At 72.1% G+C, this 20,120-nt stretch carries 25 protein-coding genes; 15 read left to right on the top strand and 10 right to left on the bottom strand.

The genetic code is table 11. The features are described from left to right. From meaB to ABTZ54_RS29070, 5 genes are all read left to right on the top strand, one after another. Entirely contained in the window at positions 1-990 is a 990-nt protein-coding gene (meaB, locus tag ABTZ54_RS29090; protein WP_351668743.1) for a methylmalonyl Co-A mutase-associated GTPase MeaB, read from the top strand. 79 nt (positions 991-1,069) lie between these two features. Next, positions 1,070-1,435 carry a hypothetical protein gene (locus ABTZ54_RS29085; RefSeq protein WP_351668741.1) on the top strand — a complete coding sequence of 122 codons (366 nt, stop codon included), beginning with the start codon at positions 1,070-1,072 and terminating at the stop codon, positions 1,433-1,435. A 96-nt stretch (positions 1,436-1,531) separates the two neighbouring features. After that, positions 1,532-1,753, top strand: a complete 222-nt coding sequence (locus ABTZ54_RS29080; RefSeq protein ID WP_351668739.1) for a DUF397 domain-containing protein — start codon at positions 1,532-1,534, stop codon at positions 1,751-1,753. A 228-nt stretch (positions 1,754-1,981) separates the two neighbouring features. After that, the gene (locus ABTZ54_RS29075; RefSeq protein WP_351668737.1) at positions 1,982-3,073 is read left to right on the top strand and encodes a sulfotransferase family protein; all 1,092 of its coding nucleotides are present in this window, start codon (positions 1,982-1,984) and stop codon (positions 3,071-3,073) included. 98 nt (positions 3,074-3,171) lie between these two features. Next, positions 3,172-4,515, top strand: coding sequence for an esterase-like activity of phytase family protein (locus ABTZ54_RS29070; RefSeq protein ID WP_351668735.1), 1,344 nt, complete (start codon positions 3,172-3,174; stop codon positions 4,513-4,515). Between the two features lie 61 nt (positions 4,516-4,576). Here ABTZ54_RS29070 and ABTZ54_RS29065 read toward each other — a convergent pair whose 3' ends face one another. The 8 genes from ABTZ54_RS29065 to ABTZ54_RS29030 all read right to left on the bottom strand — a co-directional run bounded on the left by ABTZ54_RS29065 (position 4,577) and on the right by ABTZ54_RS29030 (position 10,624). Continuing rightward, a complete protein-coding gene (locus tag ABTZ54_RS29065) occupies positions 4,577-4,834 on the bottom strand; it encodes a DUF6253 family protein (protein WP_351668733.1) in 258 nt (85 codons plus the stop codon). Between the two features lie 4 nt (positions 4,835-4,838). Continuing rightward, positions 4,839-5,648 carry a maleate cis-trans isomerase family protein gene (locus ABTZ54_RS29060; RefSeq protein WP_351668731.1) on the bottom strand — a complete coding sequence of 270 codons (810 nt, stop codon included), beginning with the start codon at positions 5,646-5,648 and terminating at the stop codon, positions 4,839-4,841. A 12-nt stretch (positions 5,649-5,660) separates the two neighbouring features. Next, positions 5,661-6,380, bottom strand: a complete 720-nt coding sequence (locus ABTZ54_RS29055) for a transglutaminase-like domain-containing protein (RefSeq protein WP_351668729.1) — start codon at positions 6,378-6,380, stop codon at positions 5,661-5,663. A gap of 18 nt (positions 6,381-6,398) precedes the next feature. Next, entirely contained in the window at positions 6,399-7,550 is a 1,152-nt protein-coding gene (locus ABTZ54_RS29050; protein WP_351668727.1) for an acyl-CoA dehydrogenase family protein, read from the bottom strand. Between the two features lie 97 nt (positions 7,551-7,647). Further along, a complete protein-coding gene (locus tag ABTZ54_RS29045; RefSeq protein WP_351668725.1) occupies positions 7,648-8,022 on the bottom strand; it encodes an ectoine synthase in 375 nt (124 codons plus the stop codon). Positions 8,023-8,066: 44 nt separating this feature from the next. After that, entirely contained in the window at positions 8,067-8,336 is a 270-nt protein-coding gene (locus ABTZ54_RS29040; protein ID WP_351668723.1) for an acyl carrier protein, read from the bottom strand. Next, complete coding sequence (locus tag ABTZ54_RS29035; RefSeq protein ID WP_351668721.1) at positions 8,333-9,799, bottom strand: AMP-binding protein; 1,467 nt, start codon at positions 9,797-9,799, stop codon at positions 8,333-8,335. The genes ABTZ54_RS29040 and ABTZ54_RS29035 overlap by 4 nt, the downstream gene beginning before the upstream one ends. A 369-nt stretch (positions 9,800-10,168) precedes the next feature. Continuing rightward, a complete protein-coding gene (locus ABTZ54_RS29030; protein WP_351668719.1) occupies positions 10,169-10,624 on the bottom strand; it encodes a MarR family winged helix-turn-helix transcriptional regulator in 456 nt (151 codons plus the stop codon). Positions 10,625-10,753: 129 nt separating this feature from the next. Here ABTZ54_RS29030 and ABTZ54_RS29025 point away from each other — a divergent pair, with 129 nt between their 5' ends. From ABTZ54_RS29025 to ABTZ54_RS28985, 9 genes are all read left to right on the top strand, one after another. Continuing rightward, entirely contained in the window at positions 10,754-11,167 is a 414-nt protein-coding gene (locus ABTZ54_RS29025) for a DMT family transporter (protein ID WP_351668717.1), read from the top strand. A 51-nt stretch (positions 11,168-11,218) separates the two neighbouring features. Continuing rightward, positions 11,219-11,536, top strand: coding sequence for a DMT family transporter (locus tag ABTZ54_RS29020; protein ID WP_046908007.1), 318 nt, complete (start codon positions 11,219-11,221; stop codon positions 11,534-11,536). Between the two features lie 8 nt (positions 11,537-11,544). Then, on the top strand, positions 11,545-12,033 hold the full coding sequence (locus ABTZ54_RS29015; protein ID WP_351668715.1) for a nucleoside deaminase: 489 nt from the start codon (positions 11,545-11,547) through the stop codon (positions 12,031-12,033). Further along, positions 12,030-12,728, top strand: a complete 699-nt coding sequence (locus ABTZ54_RS29010; protein WP_351668713.1) for a DsbA family oxidoreductase — start codon at positions 12,030-12,032, stop codon at positions 12,726-12,728. Before ABTZ54_RS29015 ends, ABTZ54_RS29010 begins: the two co-directional genes overlap by 4 nt. A gap of 82 nt (positions 12,729-12,810) precedes the next feature. Further along, the gene (locus ABTZ54_RS29005; protein WP_351668711.1) at positions 12,811-13,767 is read left to right on the top strand and encodes a pseudouridine-5'-phosphate glycosidase; all 957 of its coding nucleotides are present in this window, start codon (positions 12,811-12,813) and stop codon (positions 13,765-13,767) included. After that, positions 13,764-14,444: an HAD family hydrolase gene (locus tag ABTZ54_RS29000; RefSeq protein ID WP_351668709.1), complete on the top strand. Its 681-nt coding sequence runs from the start codon at positions 13,764-13,766 to the stop codon at positions 14,442-14,444. Before ABTZ54_RS29005 ends, ABTZ54_RS29000 begins: the two co-directional genes overlap by 4 nt. Positions 14,445-14,479: 35 nt before the next feature. After that, positions 14,480-15,871: an MFS transporter gene (locus tag ABTZ54_RS28995; RefSeq protein WP_351668707.1), complete on the top strand. Its 1,392-nt coding sequence runs from the start codon at positions 14,480-14,482 to the stop codon at positions 15,869-15,871. Then, on the top strand, positions 15,868-16,641 hold the full coding sequence (locus ABTZ54_RS28990) for a maleate cis-trans isomerase family protein (protein WP_351668705.1): 774 nt from the start codon (positions 15,868-15,870) through the stop codon (positions 16,639-16,641). Before ABTZ54_RS28995 ends, ABTZ54_RS28990 begins: the two co-directional genes overlap by 4 nt. A gap of 212 nt (positions 16,642-16,853) precedes the next feature. Then, a complete protein-coding gene (locus tag ABTZ54_RS28985; RefSeq protein WP_351668703.1) occupies positions 16,854-17,723 on the top strand; it encodes an alpha/beta fold hydrolase in 870 nt (289 codons plus the stop codon). A 40-nt stretch (positions 17,724-17,763) separates the two neighbouring features. On the opposite strand, the gene ABTZ54_RS28980 is transcribed toward ABTZ54_RS28985, so the two are convergent. Beyond that, on the bottom strand, positions 17,764-18,390 hold the full coding sequence (locus ABTZ54_RS28980; RefSeq protein WP_351668701.1) for a phosphoribosylanthranilate isomerase: 627 nt from the start codon (positions 18,388-18,390) through the stop codon (positions 17,764-17,766). 74 nt (positions 18,391-18,464) lie between these two features. Beyond that, positions 18,465-19,550, bottom strand: coding sequence for a hypothetical protein (locus tag ABTZ54_RS28975; RefSeq protein WP_351668699.1), 1,086 nt, complete (start codon positions 19,548-19,550; stop codon positions 18,465-18,467). Between the two features lie 249 nt (positions 19,551-19,799). Between ABTZ54_RS28975 and ABTZ54_RS28970 the strand changes: the two genes are divergently transcribed. After that, the gene (locus tag ABTZ54_RS28970) at positions 19,800-20,120 is read left to right on the top strand and encodes an SAV_915 family protein (RefSeq protein WP_351668697.1); all 321 of its coding nucleotides are present in this window, start codon (positions 19,800-19,802) and stop codon (positions 20,118-20,120) included.

Genomic DNA, 20,120 nt, shown 5'->3' with positions numbered 1-20,120 from the left:
ATGGCGATCGACATCGACACGTACGCGAAGGGCGTACGGGACGGCAGGCGCGCGCTCGTCGCGCGGGCCATCACGCTCGTGGAGTCCACCCGGCCCGACCACCGGGTGCTCGCCCAGGAGCTGCTGACCCGGCTGCTGCCGCACAGCGGGCGGGCGCGGCGGATCGGGATCAGCGGGGTGCCGGGGGTGGGCAAGTCCACCTTCATCGACGCGTTCGGGTCGATGCTGACGGGGCTCGGGCACCGGGTCGCGGTGCTCGCCGTGGACCCGTCGTCGACCCGTACCGGGGGGTCGATCCTCGGCGACAAGACGCGGATGGAACGGCTCGCGGTGGACCCCGCGGCCTTCGTCCGGCCGTCCCCCAGCGCGGGGACGCTCGGCGGCGTGGCCAAGGCGACCCGTGAGTCGATCGTGGTGATGGAGGCCGCCGGGTACGACGTGGTGCTCGTGGAGACGGTCGGGGTCGGGCAGTCGGAGACGGCCGTCGCCAACATGGTCGACTCGTTCCTGCTGCTCACCCTCGCGCGCACCGGCGACCAGCTCCAGGGCATCAAGAAGGGCGTCCTGGAGCTCGCGGACGTCGTGGCCGTGAACAAGGCGGACGGCCCGCACGCCACCGACGCCCGCGCGGCGGCGCGCGAGCTGTCCGGCGCGCTGCGGCTGATGCACGGCGGGGACGCGGTGTGGACGCCGCCGGTGCTCAGTTGCAGCGCCCGCGAGTCGACCGGCCTGGACACGGTGTGGGAGCGGCTCGAACAGCACCGCACCCTCCTCGACGCCACCGGGCGGCTGACCGCCCGGCGCCGGGAGCAGCAGGTCGACTGGGCCTGGACGATGGTCCGCGACGAGCTGCTGGGCCGGCTGCACGCCGATCCGGCGGTGCGGGCGCTCGCCCCCGAGGTGGAGCGTCTGGTCCGGGACGGCGAGCTGACGGCGACGCTGGCGGCGGAGCGGATCCTGGGGGCGTTCGGGGACGGCGCGGGGGCCTGACCCGCCCCGCCGACCCGGGGACATCCGGCCGCGCGCGGCCTAAAATGCCCTGAGGGTTCCACGGGGGAAGGAGCAAGGCGTGAACTGGATATGGGTGGTCCTCATCCTGTTCTGGACGGGCGGTTTCGCCTGGGCGGCCGACAACGTCAGGACGGCGCTGAAGCACCGGCACGAGCGCAGGATGGAGGTCCTGGAGGCGGCCAAGCAGGAGCGGCTCGCCCTGGAGGCCTCCCACAAGACGCCGGAGCCGGTCTGCGGCTGCACACACCACCTCGCCAAGCACGACAAGCAGGGCCGGTGCCACGAGCGCGTCGAGATCCCGACCGCCTGGGACGAGCACAAGAAGCCGGTGCGGTACGAGGCGGGGCAGTGCAACTGCCAGCAGTACGTCGGCCCGCAGCCGCTGTCGCAGATCTACGCGGACGAGCTCACCGACCTGGGCTGAGCCGGGGCCGGCCACTCCTTCGAGTGCAGCGGGCCCGCGAGCATTTGCGGGACCCACGGGCCGCCGTGACGCTGGGGGTGAGAGGAGCACACCCAGATGAACAAGGACCCGTTGTACGCGCAGAACCTGACCAACGCCGTCTGGCGCAAGAGCAGTCACAGCGCGACCGAGGGCTGTGTCGAGGTGACCCGCCTGGGCGCCGGGGCCGTCGCCCTGCGCGACTCCCAGCACCCCTACGGCGGAGACCTCCGCTTCACCGCCGACGAGTGGGCGGCGTTCTGCGCGGGGGTGCGGGCCGGGGAGTTCCCGCACGCGTGAGCGGTCTCGACGCGGCGGTGCCCGAGGGAGCCGGACGGGCGGTGCGGGCACCGCGCCCCCATCGCCCGTTCGGGTGAGCCCGGACCGCTCGGCCGACGCCCGCGGTGCCCGCGTTCCCAGGCCTCCGCCCTGCCGGCCGCCCCCCACCCGAGACCTCGGCGATCCGGGGCTGACGTACGGTCATGCCGCGATCACGCAAGGACATCGGGTGCAGGAGGACGTGGACGTATGAGCATCACCTTCGTCGTGGGAACCGGCCGTTGCGGGTCGACCATGCTGTCCCGCGCGCTCCAGGCCCATCCCGACGTGCTGAGCATGAACGAGTTCTTCACCTCCGTGGCCTGCCGGGGCACCCTCGGCTTCGGCGACCGGCAGGTGGACGGCCGCGAGTTCTGGGCGGTCCTGGGCGGGCCGGTCCGCCCGCTCGACGCCATCGCCGCCTCCGCGTACCCCATGCCGGAGCTGCTCTACCCCTACGGGAGCGGGCGCTTCCGGCCCGAGACGGGCGTGCCCACCGTCTCCCACATGACCCTGCCCGCGCTCACCGACACCCCCGACGCGCTGTACGACGCACTCGCCGACGCCGTGTCCGGCTGGCCTTCCCGGACCCTGCCCGACCAGTACCGCGCGCTCTTCGCGGATCTCCGGCGGCGCGAGAACACCTCGGTGGTGGTGGAACGTTCGGGCGCCTCCCTCGCCTTCCTCCCCGCGCTGCGCGCCATGTTCCCCGAGGCCCGTTTCGTGCACCTGAGCCGCTCGGGGCCGGACGTCGCCCTGTCGATGAGCCGGCACATCGGCTTCCGCGCGCTCCTTCTGCGCACCGAGGCGATGGCCCTGCTCGGTCTGGCCTCGCCGTTCGAGCTCGGCCCCGAGCACGTCCGGCTGCTGCCCGACCACCTCGCCCACCTGGCCGACGACGTGGACTGCGACCTCGTGATGCGCTCCCCGATCCCGCTGGCCGCGTTCGGCGCGTTCTGGTCGCGGCTCGTCGTCCGGGGCGTCGAGGAGCTGGCGCACGTGCCGGCCGACCGGCGGATGTCCCTCTCCTACGAGGAGATCCTCGACGACCCGGAGGGGCAGTTCGCCCGCCTGGCCGCGTTCGCCGGTGCCGACCCGCACCCCGGCTGGCTGCGCGGGGCCGCGGCCTCCGTCCTCCGCACCGACCGCCCGCCCGTCACCGACCCGGACACGCTGACCGCCTGTGAGCCGGGCACCCGGGCCCTGGCCCACCAGGCGACCCTCTTCGCCGATACGGCCGATACGGCCGATACGGCCGGTGCCGTCGATACCGCCGACGCCGTGCCCGCCGCCACCCGCTGAGGCGGGACCCGGCGGCGCGCCCATCCGCCGTCTCCGGTTCACCCGGTCAACCCCCGCGCGCCACACGGTCCTCACCCTCGGTCTGGACCATCCCCGCCATGACCACCGCTTCTCGCATGCTCCGCGGCGCCGCCGCCGTGCTGCCGCTGTCCGCCGCCCTCGCCCTGACCGCGGTCGCCTGGCCCGCCGAGGGTGCGCCCGCCCCGCACGGCTCCCCCGCCCGGGTCGTGTCCACCGCGACCCTGCCCGACCTTCCGCTGGCGGAGTTCAGCAACCGGCTGCTGCCGGGAAGCGTCGCCGACGACCGGGGGGTCGACCTGGGCGGCATCGGCAGCGACCTGTACCCGGCGGGGCGGCGCGGCGAGTACTGGACGGTGACCGACCGGGGGCCCAACGGGCAGATAGCGGTCGGCAAGGAGAAGCGGCGTACCTTCCCCGTGCCCGGCTTCGACCCGGCGATCGTGAAGATCCGCGCGGTGGGCGACCGGATCGAGGTGCTCAAGGCGATCCCGCTGACGACGGCCTCCGGCGCCCCGGTGACCGGTCTGCCGAACCTGCCGGGGCGTGACGAGGCCCCGTACACGTACGACGCGAAGAGCCCGCTGTCCTACGACCCGAACGGTCTGGACACCGAGGGCCTGGTCCGGGACCGGGACGGCAGTTTCTGGCTGGTGGACGAGTACGGTCCGTCCCTCGTGCACGTCTCGGCGCGCGGCCGGGTGCTCGCCCGGCACGTGCCAAAGGGGCTCGGGCTGACCGGGACCGACTACCCGGTGATCGAGTCGCTGCCCTCGATCTACCTCCAGCGCAAGATCAACCGTGGCTTCGAGGGGCTCGCGCTGCTGCCCGACGGCGACCTGGTGATGGCGTTGCAGAGCCCGCTGCTCAACCCCGACAAGGAGAGCGGCGAGAACTCCCGCACCACCCGGCTGCTGCGCTTCTCGCCGCGCACGGGGCAGGTCACCGCGGAGTACGCGTACCGCTTCGACCCGGTCGGGGAGGTCGAGCCCGGTCAGACCAAGACCTCCGAGCTGAAGATCTCGGCGCTCGTCGCGCTGGGCGGCGACCGGCTGCTGGTCCAGGAGCGCACGGACAAGGCGGCCCGGCTGTACGAGATCCGGCTGCGGCGCGGCTCGGACATCCTGGGCTCGGCCTGGGACACGGCCGGCACCAGCCCGGCCCTGGAGCAGCTCGACGACCCGGCGGCGGCCGGTGTCCCGGTGCCGGCCAAGCGCCTGGTGGTGGACCTGGGGACGGTCGAGGGCGTGCCCGGCAAGATCGAGGGTGTCGCGGTGGAGGGCGGGCGGACCCTGGTGCTGCTCAACGACAACGACTTCGGGATGACCGACGGGCCCGGCGCCTTCGACGCGGCCGGGCGTCTTGTCGACAGCGGGATCGAGACCCGGCTGGTGAAGGTGCGGCTGGACCGGCCGCTGCGCTGACCGGCGTACGGAGGGACGGGTGCGGCCCCGGGGTGGGGGGATCCCGGGGCCGCGCGCGGGGCTACCGGCTCGCGAACTGCCGCTCGACGGGCGCCGCCACGGGGGGCGCGGTCGCGGGCGCGGTCGCGTCGCAGGAGCAGTCGGGCTTGACGGCGTAGCGGGTGAAGCCGGGGAGTTCCTCGGCCCTGCGTAGCCCGCCCTTGTGGAGGGTCACTCCGTAGACGTTCGGTCCGTCGGTGCGCCAGCAGACCAGGGGGGTGCGGTAGACGTCGCCCTCGGGGGTGGTGAACACGGCGACGTAGCCGTCGGCGGACAGCATCCGGTCACGCTTCCTTCGGTACGGCGCGGAAGAGGCGCCCGTAGTCGGTGATCCGCGCGGCCGTGTCGGCGGCGCCCGCGAGGTGCAGGGCGTGCCACAGGACGGCCTGGTTGGCGGTCAGGACGTGGAAGCCGAGTTCGTCCTCCAGGCCGCGGATCGTGCCGACGGCGCGGATGCCGTTGCCGGCGACGAGGATGGCCTCGGGGCGGGCGTCGGCGACGGTGGTGCGGATCCACTCCGACAGGTTCCGCGGGGTGATGGCGGTCTGCTCGGAGGGCAAGCCGACGGGGCCGTGGTGGACCACGGTGAAGCCCTGCGCCTCGAAGTACTCCTCGCCCTGGGTGGACAGCTTGTCGTCGAACCAGGGCGGGTTGACGATCGCGATCCGCTCGGCGCCGAGGGCGCGGAAGCCGGCGACGGCCGCCCTGGCGGTGCCGGTGAGGGGGATGGAGCGGGTGAGGGGGGCGAGCCGCTCGTAGAGGGCGTTCTCACCGTCCACGCCAAGGACGTACGAGGAGCTGGTGAAGCCGAGCACGAGTGCGTGCAGCGGCGAGTCGGCCAGGAGCGTGACGGCGTTGTCGACGGCCGGGGGCTCGACGAACGCCGTGATGGGGTCCTGGGGGATCTTCTCCGCGACCATGTGCCCGCCGGGGAGCATCCCGCCGAAGTCGATGCGGGAGGCGTGGATCGTCACCGAGTCCGGGGCGAGGGCCTGGAGTTCGGCCTCGGGGCCGATGTCGGCCGAGGGGACGACGACGCCGATGCGGGTGGTGGCGTCCCAGCCGTCGGACGGCGAGGTGGTGGCGCTGCTCATGCTCTCGGGTCCTTATCTGCCGGAGTCGGCGGGCTCGGCGGCGGTGACGGTGCCGGCCTCGGCGGCCAGCGAGCCGCCCTTGACCGTGCCGCTTCCCTCGCTGCTCAGGAAGTTGGGGTGCTTGGCGCGCATGGTGGAGATGACGAAGTCGTACGGGACGTCGTCGAAGGAGCCGTGGTCCTTGAGGAACTCCATGGAGCCCTTGCCCTCCCCGCCCGCGTAGGGGTGGTAGAGGGAGTCGCCGGTGCCGTCGAACTCCAGGGCCTCCATGCCGTAGAGGCGGCAGAGCAGCTTGTTGAAGACGGGGGTGGCCTTGACCCAGCGGCCGTCCAGGTAGACCTGGGTGAGGCCGTGGAAGAAGACGTCGCCGCCGATGTGGGCGATCAGCCGGGGGCTGGCGAGGTGGTTGCGGACGTCGCCGTAGACCAGCTTGGAGGGGATGCCGAGGGCGCGGACGGCGGCGGCGTAGACGACCGACTTGTGCAGGCAGAAGCCCTGGCCGGCGGTGAGGACGCTGGAGGCCTTGAGGCCCTCGGGGCTGAGGTCGGTGTCGTAGACCTCGTAGTCGAGTCCGTCGCGGACGGCGTAGTAGAGCTTCACGGCGTTCTCGCGCCGGTCGGCGGCACGGTCCTTGACGACGGAGTCCACGAAGTTCTGGACCGCGTCGGACTCGTGGTCGAGGAAGTCCGTGGGCCGGGTCAGTGCGTGCAGTTCGTCGAGGGCGATGCTCATGACGGGAGAGCTCCTAGCTCAGAGTCCGAGGAGGGCGGCCATGCGGTTGCGCTGGATCTCGCTGCTGCCCGAGTAGATGGTTCCGGCGACCGAGTTGCGCAGGTCGCGCTCGATTCCGTACGAGGTGAGGACGCCGCGGCCGCCGTGGATCTGGACGGCGTCCAGGGCGGTCTGCACATTGGCCTCGGAGACGACGATCTTGGTGGAGGCCAGGTCGAGGGAGATGTCCTCGCCGCGCTCGGCCTTGGCGCCGGTGTCCGCGAGCCACTTGGCGGCGGTCTCGACAGCGATCCGCATGTCGACGATCTTGTGGCTGATGGCCTGGTAGCTCGCGATGGGCTGCCCGAACTGGGTGCGCTCGGTGGCGAACCGGGTGACGGTGTCGAGCCGGTGGCGCATCTCGCCGAGGGTGAGGGAGAAGGCGTAGAGGATCTCGCGCTTCATCACGTAGTCCAGGACGAGGAAGCCGGCGCCCTCGGCGCCGACCCGGTTGGTCACCGGGACGCGCAGCCGGTCGAAGCCGAGCCGGCCGAGGGGGGAGGTGCGCAGGCCCAGCTTGTCGAGGGGTTCGCCGATCTCCAGGCCCGGGGTGTCGCGTTCGACGAGCAGGCAGGTCAGGCCGAACGGGCCGGGCTTGCCGGTGCGCACGTACAGCAGGAAGAGGTCGGCGACGGGGGCGTTGGTGATGAACATCTTGCCGCCGTCGACGACGTAGTGGTCGTCCTCGCGGACGGCGACGGTGGTGATGTTCATGGCGTCGGAGCCGCCGGACTCCTCGGTGATGGCGTGCGCGGTGATGGCCTCGCCGGAGAGGATGCGCGGCAGGTAGCGGGCCTTCAGCTCGGCGGAGCCGAACTTCTCCAGCGGGGTGGCGAGGGAGACGATCTGGGTCGAGGCGGAGAAGGCGACACCGGCGTCCCGGCAGTGCCGGCCGAGCCCTTCGAGCACCTTCATGGTCTCGGTGAAGCTGCGTCCGCTGCCGCCGTGCTCCTCCTTGAAGGGGGTGCGCAGGATGCCGCTGTCCTTGATCGCCTGCCATTTGGCGCGGGAGAAGACGGCTCCCGCGTCGAGCTCCGCGAGGTCGGCGTTGAGGACGTCGGCGTAGGGGGCGACGAGTTCGGTGAGCGGGCCGTCCCGGTCGGTCAGGGGCGGCAGTACATCGGCGGTCACGGTCTTCCTTCCTGGTGCGGGCGGGGCGGGCGTTCCCGGCCGGGCCGTGTCGCGCCGACGGCCCGGCCGGGAACGTGGGGCAGTACCAGGGCAGGGCCTAGTACTGGGAGAAGCCGTCCTCGGAGAGTCTGTGCTGCTCCGCGCCGGTCAGCGGCGGGTTGAAGACCGAGATGAGGTGCAGGTCCTCGTGCTCGGAGGCTATGAGGTAGTGCGGGTCGTGGTCGTCGAGGACATAGATGGTGCCCGGGTTGATCTTGAAGACGGTGCCGTCCTTGTGCACGACCGCGCCGGAGCCGGCCACGCAGTAGCAGGCCTCCAGGTGGTTGCGGTACTGGAGGGCGGAGTTGGTGCCCTTGCGGACGAGCGTCTTGCAGACGGTGAAGCCCATCTTGTCGGTCTCGGTCAGCAGCCGGTGGCTGGTGCCGTTGCCCCACTCGACCGGGGTGACGTCCTCAAGCGTGCGCGTGAACATGACTGACTCCTCAAACGGGATGTGCGGATACCGGAAGGGGACGTTCAGAGGGCGGTGTTGTCCGTGATGGTCTTCGTGATGGCGTCGATCGTGCGGAAGTTGTCCGGCCCGATCTCGATGTCGTCGACGGGGACGCCGTAGGTGTTGGCGATGTACTGGATGAGCTTCACGAGGCCCAGCGAGTCGACGACGCCCGACTCGATCAGCTCGTAGTCGCCGGGCAGGTCCTCGGCGGTGATGTCCTCGCCCTTGAGGTACTGCGTGAGCAGGTGGGCGCGGATCTCTCCGGCGATGTCACGGGTGGGGGCGCTCATGCGCTGATCTCCTCCTTGATCTTGTTGCGGTCCGGCTTGCCGGTCGAGGTGCGCGGCAGCGGGATCTCACTGATGCGGACGCTGGACGGAATGGCGTGGCGGGGCAGGTTCGCTCCCGCGTAGGAGCGGATCGTGAGGGAGTTGAGGCCGGCTCCGGCCCGCTTGGTGAGGCGGGCGTGCAGCCTGACCCCGGCCTCCGGGTCGGGGAGGGCGACGACGGCCGCCTCCTCGACGTCGGGGTGCTGGGCGAGGACGGATTCGACTTCCTGGAGGTTGGTGCGCACCCCGCGCACCTTGACCTGCCAGTCGGAGCGGCCTTCGAGGTGGTGCAGGCCGTCGGCGTCGCGGGTGACGATGTCCCCGGTGCGGTAGAGGACCCGGCCCTCGCGGACGAGGAACACGTCCGGGTTCAGGGATTCCTGGAGGTAGCCGGTGGTCTGGAAGGGGGTGCGGACGACGAGTTCGCCGGTGCCCGGGCCGGTCAGCTCCTCTCCCCGGTCGTCGAGGACGGTGGCCTCGACACCGGGCAGCGGCCGGCCGATGGGGATCCTGCCGTGCTTCTCGTACACCGTGCGCGGGTCGACGGGGTGCAGGAAGCTGTCGTTGGTCTCGGTGCATCCGTAGACGTTGTGGAAGCGCGCGTGAGGAAACGATTCTGCCGCGCGTTCCAGGAGGTCACGCGGGACGGCGTCCCCGGTGAGGACCACCTCGCGCACCCGCTCGAAGCTCCCCTCCCCCTCGGTGAGGAGGCGGTAGAGCAGCGGCACCCCCTGGACGAAGGTGACCGTGCCGTCCGCGACGAGGCTCCGCAGGTACGGGGCGTCGGTGGCCTTGTCGCGGTCGACCAGGACGACCCGCGCCCCGGCGCCGAGGAAGGTCCACACGTCGAGCAGGGCCAGGTCGAAGTTGAGCGGCGCGTAGGACAGGGCGCCGTCCGCGGCGGTGATGCGGAACTCCTCCACGGCCCAGGCCGCGAAGGCGTCGAAGGCCTTGGTCCCGATCGGCACCAGTTTGGGGGTGCCGGTGGAGCCGGAGGTGGTCAGGAGCAGCCGGGCCGCGTCGGCGGCGGGCCGGCCGAAGCCGTCCGCGGCCGCCGCGTCCTCGGCCTGCCGCAGGACGGTCAGGGTGCCGTCGGCGGCGGCCGAGAGCCGCGCCGAGACCCGCGCCTGGCGGCAGATCCGGTCGAGGGCGTCCTCGCCGAGTTCGGCCGAGGGGGCGAGGACGACCAGGGGCCGGCCGAAGGCGGCGAGCATCAGGGCGACGGTCGCCGGGTCCTTGCGGGCCGGTACGCACACCGGCCGGTCGGCCGGGAGGTCCGCCGCCTCGATCCGCTCCGACAGGAGCGCCACCAGGGCGGCGAGTTCGCCGTACGTCACCCGCTCGTCGTCGAGTACGAGTGCCGTCAGGGAAGGCTGCCGCTCGGCGTGCGCGGCGATGTTCTGGGCAAGGCTGGGCGATGGCACGTTTCCCCCGCATGGTCTGGAAAAGACTGGGCCAAGCACCGTTCGATTCGTCCGGCCTTCGGTGATCGAGTTTCCGATCCCCCGTTCGAACCGATCTGCGCCGAAGCAAGACATTACCGAGTTTCCATGCACGGTCAAGCATATACCGAGCGGTCGCGTTGTGACCTAGCTCACCGCTTGTGCATGCAACTAACAATCTAGGTCAAGATCATTAAGACGGTGCTGCAGGCGTGTGAACGCAAAAAGGCCGCGCCCTTCCGTCTCCGGCGGGAGGAGACGGTGGGAGGCGACGGCCAGGGGGACGAGGGTGCGGGGGTGCGCCGGGGGTGCCGGAGGTGCCGGGGGCGCGCTTGAGGCGGAGCGGGAGGGTTACGCCGGGCGGGCGCTGCGCAGCGACGCCACGGTGGCCGCGAGGGCGGGGTCGGAGCCCTGGGAGTTGAGCGCGCCGGAGAGCACTTCCGCGTAGGTCGCGCGGGCGGCCACATAGCGGCTGCGGCCCTCGTCCGTGATCACCGCGTAGACCCCGCGCTTGTCCGAGGGACAGAGGTCCTTGAAGGCGTAACCGGCGCCTTTCAGCCGCTCCACGAGCCGGGTGACCGAAGACTGCCCAAGCCCGATCTTGTCCGCGAGCTCCTGCATGCGCAGCTCGCTGGTGGGCGAGGAGGACAGGTTCTCCAGCGCCCGGTACTCCGAGAGGCCGATGCCGTGCCGGCGCTGGAGCGCGTTGGCGAGCTCCCGCTCCACCCGCGCGTGGAGGGTGAGCACACGGTCCCAGACGGCCTGGTCCGAGGTGGGCGCGGGAGACGTGGTGGTGGCGTTGTTCATGTGCCTCTCCTCAAAAGGGGGTTTGACAACAGGTTATATGACCATGCAAGATCCTAGCTAACACCGTGCCGAACTTAGGAGCTTCACGATCCTAAGGAACTTGCACGCACAAACAACTATGGAGGCATCGTGTCCGCCGAGCAGACACAGAAGAACCAGAACATCGGCTGGGCCTGGCTGCTGTTCTCGTCGCTCTTCGAGATCACCTTCGCCCTCTCCACCGAGGCCACCCACGCCTTCACCCGCCTCGGCCCCTCGCTCCTCACGGCCGCGGCCGCCTCGTGCGGCATCTACACGCTCTCCCAGGCCCTCAAGTACATCGACGTCGGCGTCGGCTACACGGTCTGGGCCGGCATCGGCGGCGTCGGCACCGTCATCTTCGGCACGCTGATCTACGACGAGCCGATGACCATCTGGAAGGTCCTCGCCTTCGTCCTGATCATCGGCGGCGGCACCACGCTGCGCATCACGGACAAGATCGCCGCGGACAAGAAGGTCGCCGCGGAGAGCGTCACGGAAGAGCGCGCCAAGGCCACGGTCTGACCCTGATCGCCCGTCCCTCCCCACCCAACTCCAGTAGAGAGAGCCGCTCCCATGACCTGGGTCTACCTCGGCATCGCCATCGTCTTCGAGATCCTCTTCGCGCTCGGCACCAACGCCACACAGGGCTTCACCAAGCTGTGGCCCAGCGTGCTGACCCTGCTCGCCGCGGCCGGCGGCATCTACACGCTGTCCCACGCCCTGCTCGAACTGGACGTGTCGGTCGGCTACACGATCTGGACCGGCATCGGCGGCGTCGGCACCGTCGTCTTCGGCGCGATCATCTTCAAGGAGAAGATCACCCTCGCGCGGCTGCTCTCCTTCGCGTCGATCATCGGCGGCGCCATCATCCTGCGCGTGACCTCCGTCTGAGCCCCCTCATGACGACCGCAGCCAAGGACCACCTGACCAAGCAGGTGGAAGAAGCAGTCCGGATCAGCCGCGAGCACGTCGCCTCGGGCGGCATCCCCTTCTCCGGCATCGTGGTCCGCCACGACGGCCGGGTGCTGGGCACCGGCTTCAACCGCGTCCGCGAGGAGCGCGACGCCTCCGCCCACGCGGAGGTGGTCGCCCTGCGCAACGCCACGAAGCAGCACGGCTCGTTCGCCGTGCACGGGGCGACCCTGATCGCCTCCGGAGAGCCGTGCGCCCTGTGCTACCAGGTCGCCCTCTACTTCGGGGTCGAGCACATCGTCTACGCCGCCGACCGCCGGACCGCCGCCCAGTACGGGTTCGACTACGCCAGCTCGTACGGCATCTACCGCACCGACCCGACCGAGTGGGGCATCAGGACCACCCATCTGCCGGTCGAGGGACACGAGGTGCCGTTCCAGGAGTACCTGGCCAACCGAGGGAGCATCCACTCGTGAGCACCGAGACCGCGGAGACCACGGAGACCACGGAGACCACCGAGAAGGTACGGATCCAGGTCTGGTCCGACTACGTGTGTCCCTTCTGCATGCTGGCCGAGGGCCCGCTGGAGGAGGCCGTCGAGGGCCTCGACGTCGAGATCGAGTGGAAGCCCTTCGAGCTCCGCGCCGAGCCCAAGCCCACCCTCCGCCCGGAGGACCCGTACCTGCCCGAGATCTGGAAGCGCGCCGTCTACCCGATGGCCCGCCGCCTGGGCGTGGACATCACCCTGCCCACGGTCTCGCCGCAGCCCTACACCCGACTGGCCTTCGAGGGCTGGCAGTTCGCCGTCGAGCACGGTCTGGGCGACGCGTACAACCAGCGCATGTTCCGGGCCTTCTTCCAGGAGAGCCTGGACCTCGGCCGGCTCGACGTCCTCGTCGGTCTCGCCGAGGAGATCGGCCTCGACGGGCCCGCGTACCGCAAGGCCCTGGAGGACGGCACGTACTACGAGCGCCACCAGGACGCCCTGCGGGACGCCGAGGCCAACCGCGTCCAGGCCGTCCCGACCATCCTCGTCGGCGACACCCGCCTGGAGGGCGTGCCCAGCACCGCGCAGATCCGGAAGGCCGTCCTGGACGAGCGGGCCAGGCTCGCCGAGTCGGTCACGGTCGAAGGCGTGGTCTGTCGCGCCGACGGCACGGGCTGCGCGTAGCGCGTACGCCGCTCACGGAAACACACGTCAGAGAGACAGGCACAGCACCACACAGCACTACGCAACACAAAGGGGACCCTTCATGACCACCTCCTCGCACCCCGGTGCGCCGGCGTTCTTCGACCCGACCCTGCTCGCACTCGGCGAGGAGGTGTCAGAAGCCCTGGCCCACGGCAGACCCGTCGTGGCCCTGGAATCCTCCGTCCTGTCCGGCTTCCCGTACCCCGACAACCTGGCACTGGCCCGGGAGATGGACGCCGGGATCCGCGCCCAGGGTGCCGTACCGGCCCGGATCGCGCTGCTCGGCGGGAAGCTGCGGGTCGGCCTGGACGACGACCTGCTCCAGGAGTTCTGCGCGTACGGGAAGGTGCCGAAGGTCTCCACCCGGGACATCGGCATCACCCTGGCGGCCGGCGGCCCCGGCGGGACCACCGTCTCGTCCTCGCTGCTCGCCGCCGAACTGGCCGGGATCCGCGTCTTCGCCGTCGCCGGGATCGGCGGCGTCCACCGCGACGCACCCGCCAGCTTCGACATCTCCACCGACCTCGTCCAGTTCACCCGCGCGCGGACCGCCGTGGTGTGCGCCGGCGCGAAGTCGATGCTGCACCCCCAGTGGACCCTGGAGTGGCTGGAGACCGCGGGCATCCCCGTCATCGGCTACCGCTGCGACGACTTCCCCGCCTACCTCTCGGTCTCCAGCGGCGTGCGCAACCCGCACCGGCTCGACGACCTCGCCGAGATCGCCCGCGCCACCTGGGCCCACTGGCGCTCCGGCAACGACACCAGCGTCCTCGTCACCCACCCCATCGCCGAGGCCGACGGCATCCCCTCCCAGGAGATCGCCGACGCGCTCGCCGAGGCCACCGAGCGGGCCGGACGCGAAGGGATCACGGGCCCGGCGGTCACCCCGTACCTGCTCAAGGCCATCGCCGAGGCCACCGAGGGCCGCACCGCCGACGCCAACGTGTCGGTGCTGAAGTCGACCACGGCGCTCGCCGCCGAGTTCGCGGTCCACGTCGCCAAGGAGGAGCAGCGGTGAGCGCGGTCCTCTTCGACCTGGACGGCACCCTGCTCGACACGCCGTCCGCCATCGCCGACACCCTGCACGCCACCCTCGCCGAGCGGGGCCGCAGCGCCCCGGAGGCGCGGGTGCGGGCGACGATCGGCCGGCCGCTGGCCGCGTCCTTCGCGCAGCTCACGGAGCTCCCCGAGGACCACCCCGAGGTGCTGGCCGCGGTGGAGCTGTTCCGGCGCCTGTTCCGCGAGCGGGCCGTGCCGCGCGCCCGTGAGCTGGTCTTCCCCGGCATCCGCGCGCTGCTCGAAGGGCTGCGCGACGAGGGGCACCAGATCGCCATCGTGACCAGCAAGATCCGGCCGAGCGCGGAGGAACTCCTCAGGCCCGCCGGGCTGTACGAGCTGTTCCACGCCGTGGTCTGCCACGGCATGGCCGAGCGCGGCAAGCCGCACCCGGACCTCGCCCTGCTGGCCGCCCGGGAGCTGGGCCGGGGCCCGGAGGCCTGTGTCGTGGTCGGGGACGCCGTCGACGACATGCGGATGGCCCGGTCGGCCGGCATGCGCGCGGTCGGCGTCACCTACGGGGTCGCCACCGAGGAGGCCCTGAACGAGGCGGGGGCGCACACCGTCGTCCGCTCCGTGGACGCGCTCACCGACGCCCTCGGCACCCTGACCGCGCCGCCGCGGCCCGCACCGCACTAGAAGCCCGAACCAGCGAACCGTAGAGACCAGGGGACATGACAGCCACACTCACCTCCACACCGAAGCGGAGCGTCACGGGCAGCCTGCTGACCATCTCCGCAGCGCAGTTCCTGATCGCACTGGACTTCTCCGTCATCTTCGTCGCCATGCCCAGCATGAGCGCCGACCTGGACCTGTCCGGCTCGGCCATGCAGTGGGTGGTCAGCGCCTACAGCGTGTTCTTCGCGGGCTTCCTGATCCTCGGCGGCCGGATCGCCGACCGGATCGGCCCCCGCACCCTGTTCATCGCCGCGCTCGCCCTCTTCGGCGTGGCCTCGCTCGCCGGCGGTCTCGCGGCCGGCGCGGCCGTGCTGCTGATCGCCCGGGCCGCGCAGGGCGTCGCCGCCGCCGCGCTCCAGCCGTCGATCCTCGCCCTGCTCAACACCAGCTTCGAGGCGGGCCGTGAGCGCACCCGGGCGATGGCCGTGTGGGGCACCGTCGGCGCCAGCGGACTGGCCGCCGGGGTCGTCGTGGGCGGTCTGCTCACCACGGTGTCCTGGCGGTGGACCTTCTTCGTCAACCTGCCCTTCGCGCTGATCTGCGTGCTCGCCGCGCCGCGCTTCCTCGCCCAGGCGACCGCCCGGGCGCCGAAGCGGCTGAACGTCCTCAGCGCCGTGGTGTGCACCGCGACCGTGCTCGCCTCGGTCTTCGGCCTGACCTTCGCCGCGGGCGAGGGCTGGGGCGCGCCGTCGACGCTGATCTCGTTCGGCGCCGCCGTGGTCGGCCTGGTGGTGTTCGTGCTGCGGGAGCGCGGCGGCGGCGGGGAGCCGCTGATCGAGCGGTCCCTGCGCGGCACCCGCACCCTGCTCGTCGGCTGTGGCGCGACGGCGCTGTACATGGCGAGTGTCGCGGGCGTCGAGTTCTACATGGTGACGCTCTTCCTCCAGGAGAACCGGGGCATGGCCCCGCTCGCCGCCGGCATCGCCTTCCTGCCGCTGGCCGTCTGCATCACGCTCGGCAACATGATCGCCGGCCGGATCATCCCGAAGGTGGGGGTCGGGGTCAGCACCCCGATCGCCTTCCTGGTCGGCGCGGCCGGTCTGGTGCTGCTCGCCCTGGGCGTCCACACCACCTCGTACTGGACCGGGATGCTGCCGGGTCTGATCGTCTCGGGCCTGGGCCACGGCATGATCTACACGTCGATGTTCGTCGGCGGCACGCGGGACGTGGACGACGCCAACCAGGGTGTCGCGGGCGCTCTCATGACGACCAGCCAGTACGCGGGCGGGGCGCTCGGCGTGGCCGTCCTGGTCATCCTGCTCGGCGACGGTCCCGCGGACTCCCGCTTCCTGCCGGGCTTCCTGCTGGCCGCGGCCATCGCCGCCGTCGGCGCCCTGTGGAGCTGGCGGGGCTTCGCGGGTCTGCGCGGGAAGGACTCGGTGGCATGACGCGCCTGGGCATCCTCGTCATCCACAACGACCCCGTGCCGGAGACCGAGATCTGGCGGACGGCACCGGACGGCACCAGCGTCCACACGGCCCGCTTCGAGTGCCCCCGGCTCGACGACGCCGAGTACACCGGCAGTACGGCGCGGCTGCTCGCCGACGCGCCCGACGTGGTCCGCTCGCTGGACTTCCTCGGCCGGCTCGGCGTCGACCGGATCGCGTTCTGCTTCGGCTCGCCCAGCTTCTTCGGCGGCGAGGGCTTCGACGCCGAGTTCGCCGAGGCCGCCCTGGCGCACTCCCACGGCACGCCGGTCTACACCTCGGGGCAGGCGCTGACCGAGGCGCTGGAGGCGGTGGGCGTGCGGCGTCCGCTGGTGGTGATGCCGCCGTGGTTCACCCCGCCGACCCACCGCGCGGCGGCGGCGTACCTGACGGCGCACGGTGTCGAGGAGGTGTTCGTGCACCCCTTCGAGCTGGGCCCGGAGTGGGCGCACGTCCCGCCGTACAACGCCTTCGACGAGGGCGCCCGTTGGGTGATCGACGCCGACGAGGTGCAGCGGCAGACCGTCGCCGCGTTCGAGGCGCTGGACGGCCGGGCGGACGGGGTGCTCGTGCCCGGCAGCGGCTTCCGCAGTCAGGCGCGGGTGTCCGCCCTGGAGGAGGCGCTGGGCGTGCCCGTCGTCACCGCCAACCAGTCCGTGCTGTGGTTCGGGCTGCGCGCGGCGGGCGAGAAGGGCGACGAGCGGCACGGCCGGCTGTTCGGCTCGCTCTAGCCCTCCCCCGAGTCCCCTAGGTCCCCAGAGTCCCGTGCCCCGGTGCGCCGTCCCCCGCCACCGGGGCACGGTCATGCCCGCTTCCTGGGGCGGGGCCGGGGCCCGACATGCGCGCTCTCGAAAATTCGGAAAAATATTCTGGCGGGGAGCGATGAGTTCTGTCCGGGCCGGTCGTCTACCCCTATGACTGGCTCACCACCGAGGAGAACACCATGGCCGAGACCGACACCCGCATCCTGGAGACCGTCGGCGCGACCGTCCACTACGACGTCCGCCCCGGCACCGGGACCGACCCGCGCCCGCTGCTGCTGATCGGCTCCCCGATGGACGCCACCGGCTTCACCACCCTCGCCTCGCACTTCACCGACCGCACGGTCGTGACGTACGACCCGCGCGGAGTCGGCCGCAGCAAGCGCACCGACGGCGCCACCGAGAACCTTCCCGAGGAGCACGCCGACGACCTCGCCCGGATCATCGAGGCGCTCGGCGCGGGCCCTGTCGACCTCTTCGCCAGCAGCGGCGGTGCCGTCAACTCCCTGGCGCTCGTCGCCGCCCGCCCGGAGCTCGTGCACACCGTCGTCGCGCACGAGCCGCCCGCCGCCCCGGTCCTCCCGGACCACGAGGCCGCCCTCGGCCTCTGCGCCGACATCCACGCCACCTACCTGCGCGACGGCCAGGGCCCGGCGATGGCCAAGTTCATCGCGCTGGTCAGCCGGACGGGCCCGATCCCGGCGAACTGGGCCGAGGAGCCCGCGCCCGCCCCGGAGGCCTTCGGCCTGCCCACCGAGGACGACGGCACCCGCGACGACCCGCTGCTCGGCCAGAACATGCGCGGCTGCACCTCGTACGCCCCCGACTTCGCCGCCCTGCGGGCCGCGTCCACCCGGATCGTCATCGCGGCGGGCAAGGAGTCCGGGGACACGTTCTGCGCCCGCACGGCGGTGGGCGTCGCCGAGGGCATCGGCGTCCCGGTCTCCGTCTACCCCAGCCACCACGGCGGCTTCCTCGGCGGCGAGTTCGGACAGCAGGGCGCCCCGACGGAGTTCGCCGAGGCCCTGCGCGTCTCCCTCGAAGGCGCCTGAGCGACGGACCCGGCCCCGGCCGGGAGGCGCCGCTCGGGCCTCAGGCCCGGGTGGCGGCCTCGGCGGCGGCCTTGGCGGCCGTGACGAAGGCGTGGATCCGCTCGTGGTCCTTGACGCCGGGGGCGGACTCGACGCCGCTGGAGACGTCGACGCCCCAGGGGCGGGCCTGCCGGATCGCCTCGGCGACGTTGTCGGGGGCGAGACCGCCGGCGAGCAGCCAGGTGCCCTCGGGGCGGGCGGCGTCCAGGAGGGAGAGGTCCCAGCGGGCGCCGGATCCGGCGCGGGGCGAGTCGAGCAGCAGGACCTCCTCCCCGTAGGCGCCGACGCGGGTGTCGGGCCTCTCGTCCAGGGAGGTGGCCCGCCACAGGCGGGGGAAGATCCGGGCCGCCTCGTCGAAGTCGGCGCGGGCGTAGGCGGGGCCGTGCAGCTGGAGGGCGTCGACGCCGAGCTCCTCGGCCGCGCGGGCGGCGTCGGCGGCGGGCGTGTCGTTGACGACGAGGACGGACCGTACGTGGGAGGGCACGTGGGCCGCGAGGCGCGCGGCCGTGTCCCGGTCGAGGCCGCGGACGCTGGTCCCGCTGATCACCAGGCCGACCGCTTCGGCCCCGGCCTCGGCGGCCACGTCGATGTCGGCGGTCGTGGCGAGCCCGCACACCTTGACGAACACTGCTTCTCCTCGCTCCCGGACGGCCCGAAGGACCCGAAGCCCCGAAGGGCCCGTGCGAGCCTACCGCCCGCCGGTCACGCGTCCTCCGGCTCCTGGACCAGCTCGTCGGCCGCGTACGGGTGTACGTAACGGTCCTCGCCGAAGGGGGTGAACCAGGTGCCGAAGCCGAGGACGGCCGGCTCGTCCGGGGTGTCGCCCGTGTCGTCGAAGAGCCATTCGAAGTCCTGGTCCTCGTAGACCCCGGTGGCGAAGCACTCCAGCGCCGCGGTGACCTCGTCGTCGAGGAGTCCGTACAGGTCCAGGGTGACGTGCGCCTGCTCCAGGAGGAACTTCAGTACGAGCTCCTCGGCCAGGCAGCCGAGCCGTTCGAAGCGGCCGTCGGTGAAGCGGGTGGTGAGGGCGACGGCGGTGACGAGGAAGCGGCGGGCGAACAGCTCGTCGTAGCGGGCGGCGTAGCGGACCGGCAGCTGGTCCAGGTGCCACAGGTGGCCCTCGCAGTCGGCGACGTTCGTGTCCTCCTCGGCGAGCGCCTGCACGTCGTCGAAGAGCTCGTCGATCAGGACCTCCGCGCCGTAGACGACGGCGCCGGCGGCCAGTTCGGCGGCGCCGGGGCCGACGCCGAGCTCGTCCACCGGGTCGACGACCCCGAACGCGGCCGGGGCGAAGGACCGCAGCCGGGCCGCCATGGCCCGGATCTCGGCCTCGGGGTCGTGGGTCTCCTCGGCCGGTTCGAAGGTCTCGTCGGCCTTCAGGGCGTGCTGGGCGCGCCGCGCCTGTGGGTCGCTGGGCGGGGCGTCGGGTCCGTCGGCCGCCTCCAGGCTCTCCCGGGCCAGGTCGGTGTGCAGCTTGACCTCGCTGCTCTCCACCACCCATTCGGCCAGTACCTCGGAGCGTTCGAGGACCTCCTGGGTCACGGAGCCGACCGCGTCCTCGGCGACCTCCAGCGAGGGCGCCTCGACGAAGACCTTGAGGACCGCCCCGCCCGGGTGGACCCCGACGACGACGTCGAGGACGTCGATCTCGACCCCGTCGGGCCCCTCCACCCCGGCCACGGAGTCGAAGCCCCGCTCAAGGAGCGTCCCGGCCCCGACCCTGCGCAGCTCGTCCAGCTCGGGAACCCCGTCGGGTATGCACGTTTCCACGGTTACGACGTACGTCACGACGGCAAGCGTGCCAGCTCGCCGCGCGCGGATCGAGGTGATCGCGCAATCTCGTACCGGACGGGCCCCGGCGCGCCCATGGGGGCGGCTCTTCGGCACCACTTCGGCGCCACTTGGGCGCACGATTCGCGTCAAACCACCGTCAGGGGTACGTCAGGGGGGCTTCCGGGCGCGCGGGGCGGGCGTAGCTTCGGCTGACGGCCCCGGGGCGCACGTCGCCGGGGCGCACGCCCGTTCCCTGGAGGAACCATGCCCCACGTCCAGTGCGGTGAGCTGTACGGCGACGATCCCGAGCCTTCTGAACAGGTGCCGGCCGGACGGCTCTGCGTCCCCGTCCGCCCGGCAGCCCACGGCTTCACCGTCCGCCTGTTCCGCACCCCCGTCGGTTCCCGCACGACGGTCGCCTTCACGACCCCCGCCCGACTCCGTGCCGTCCTGGGCGCGGACCAGCCGTGGACGGCCCTCGCCGAGCCGGCGCTGCGGGCGCTGGTGGCCCCGCTGGGCATCGACGGCCTGACCGTCGACCCGGCGAGCGCCCCCGCCCGCCCGCTGACCGCCTCCGCGCGCTGA

Origin of the sequence: Streptomyces sp. NPDC094032 (assembly GCF_040303965.1) — a bacterium.
Taxonomy (GTDB): Bacteria; Actinomycetota; Actinomycetes; order Streptomycetales; family Streptomycetaceae; genus Streptomyces.
Note: the sequence above shows the minus strand (reverse complement) of the source record. Positions and strands in the feature narration are given on the sequence as shown.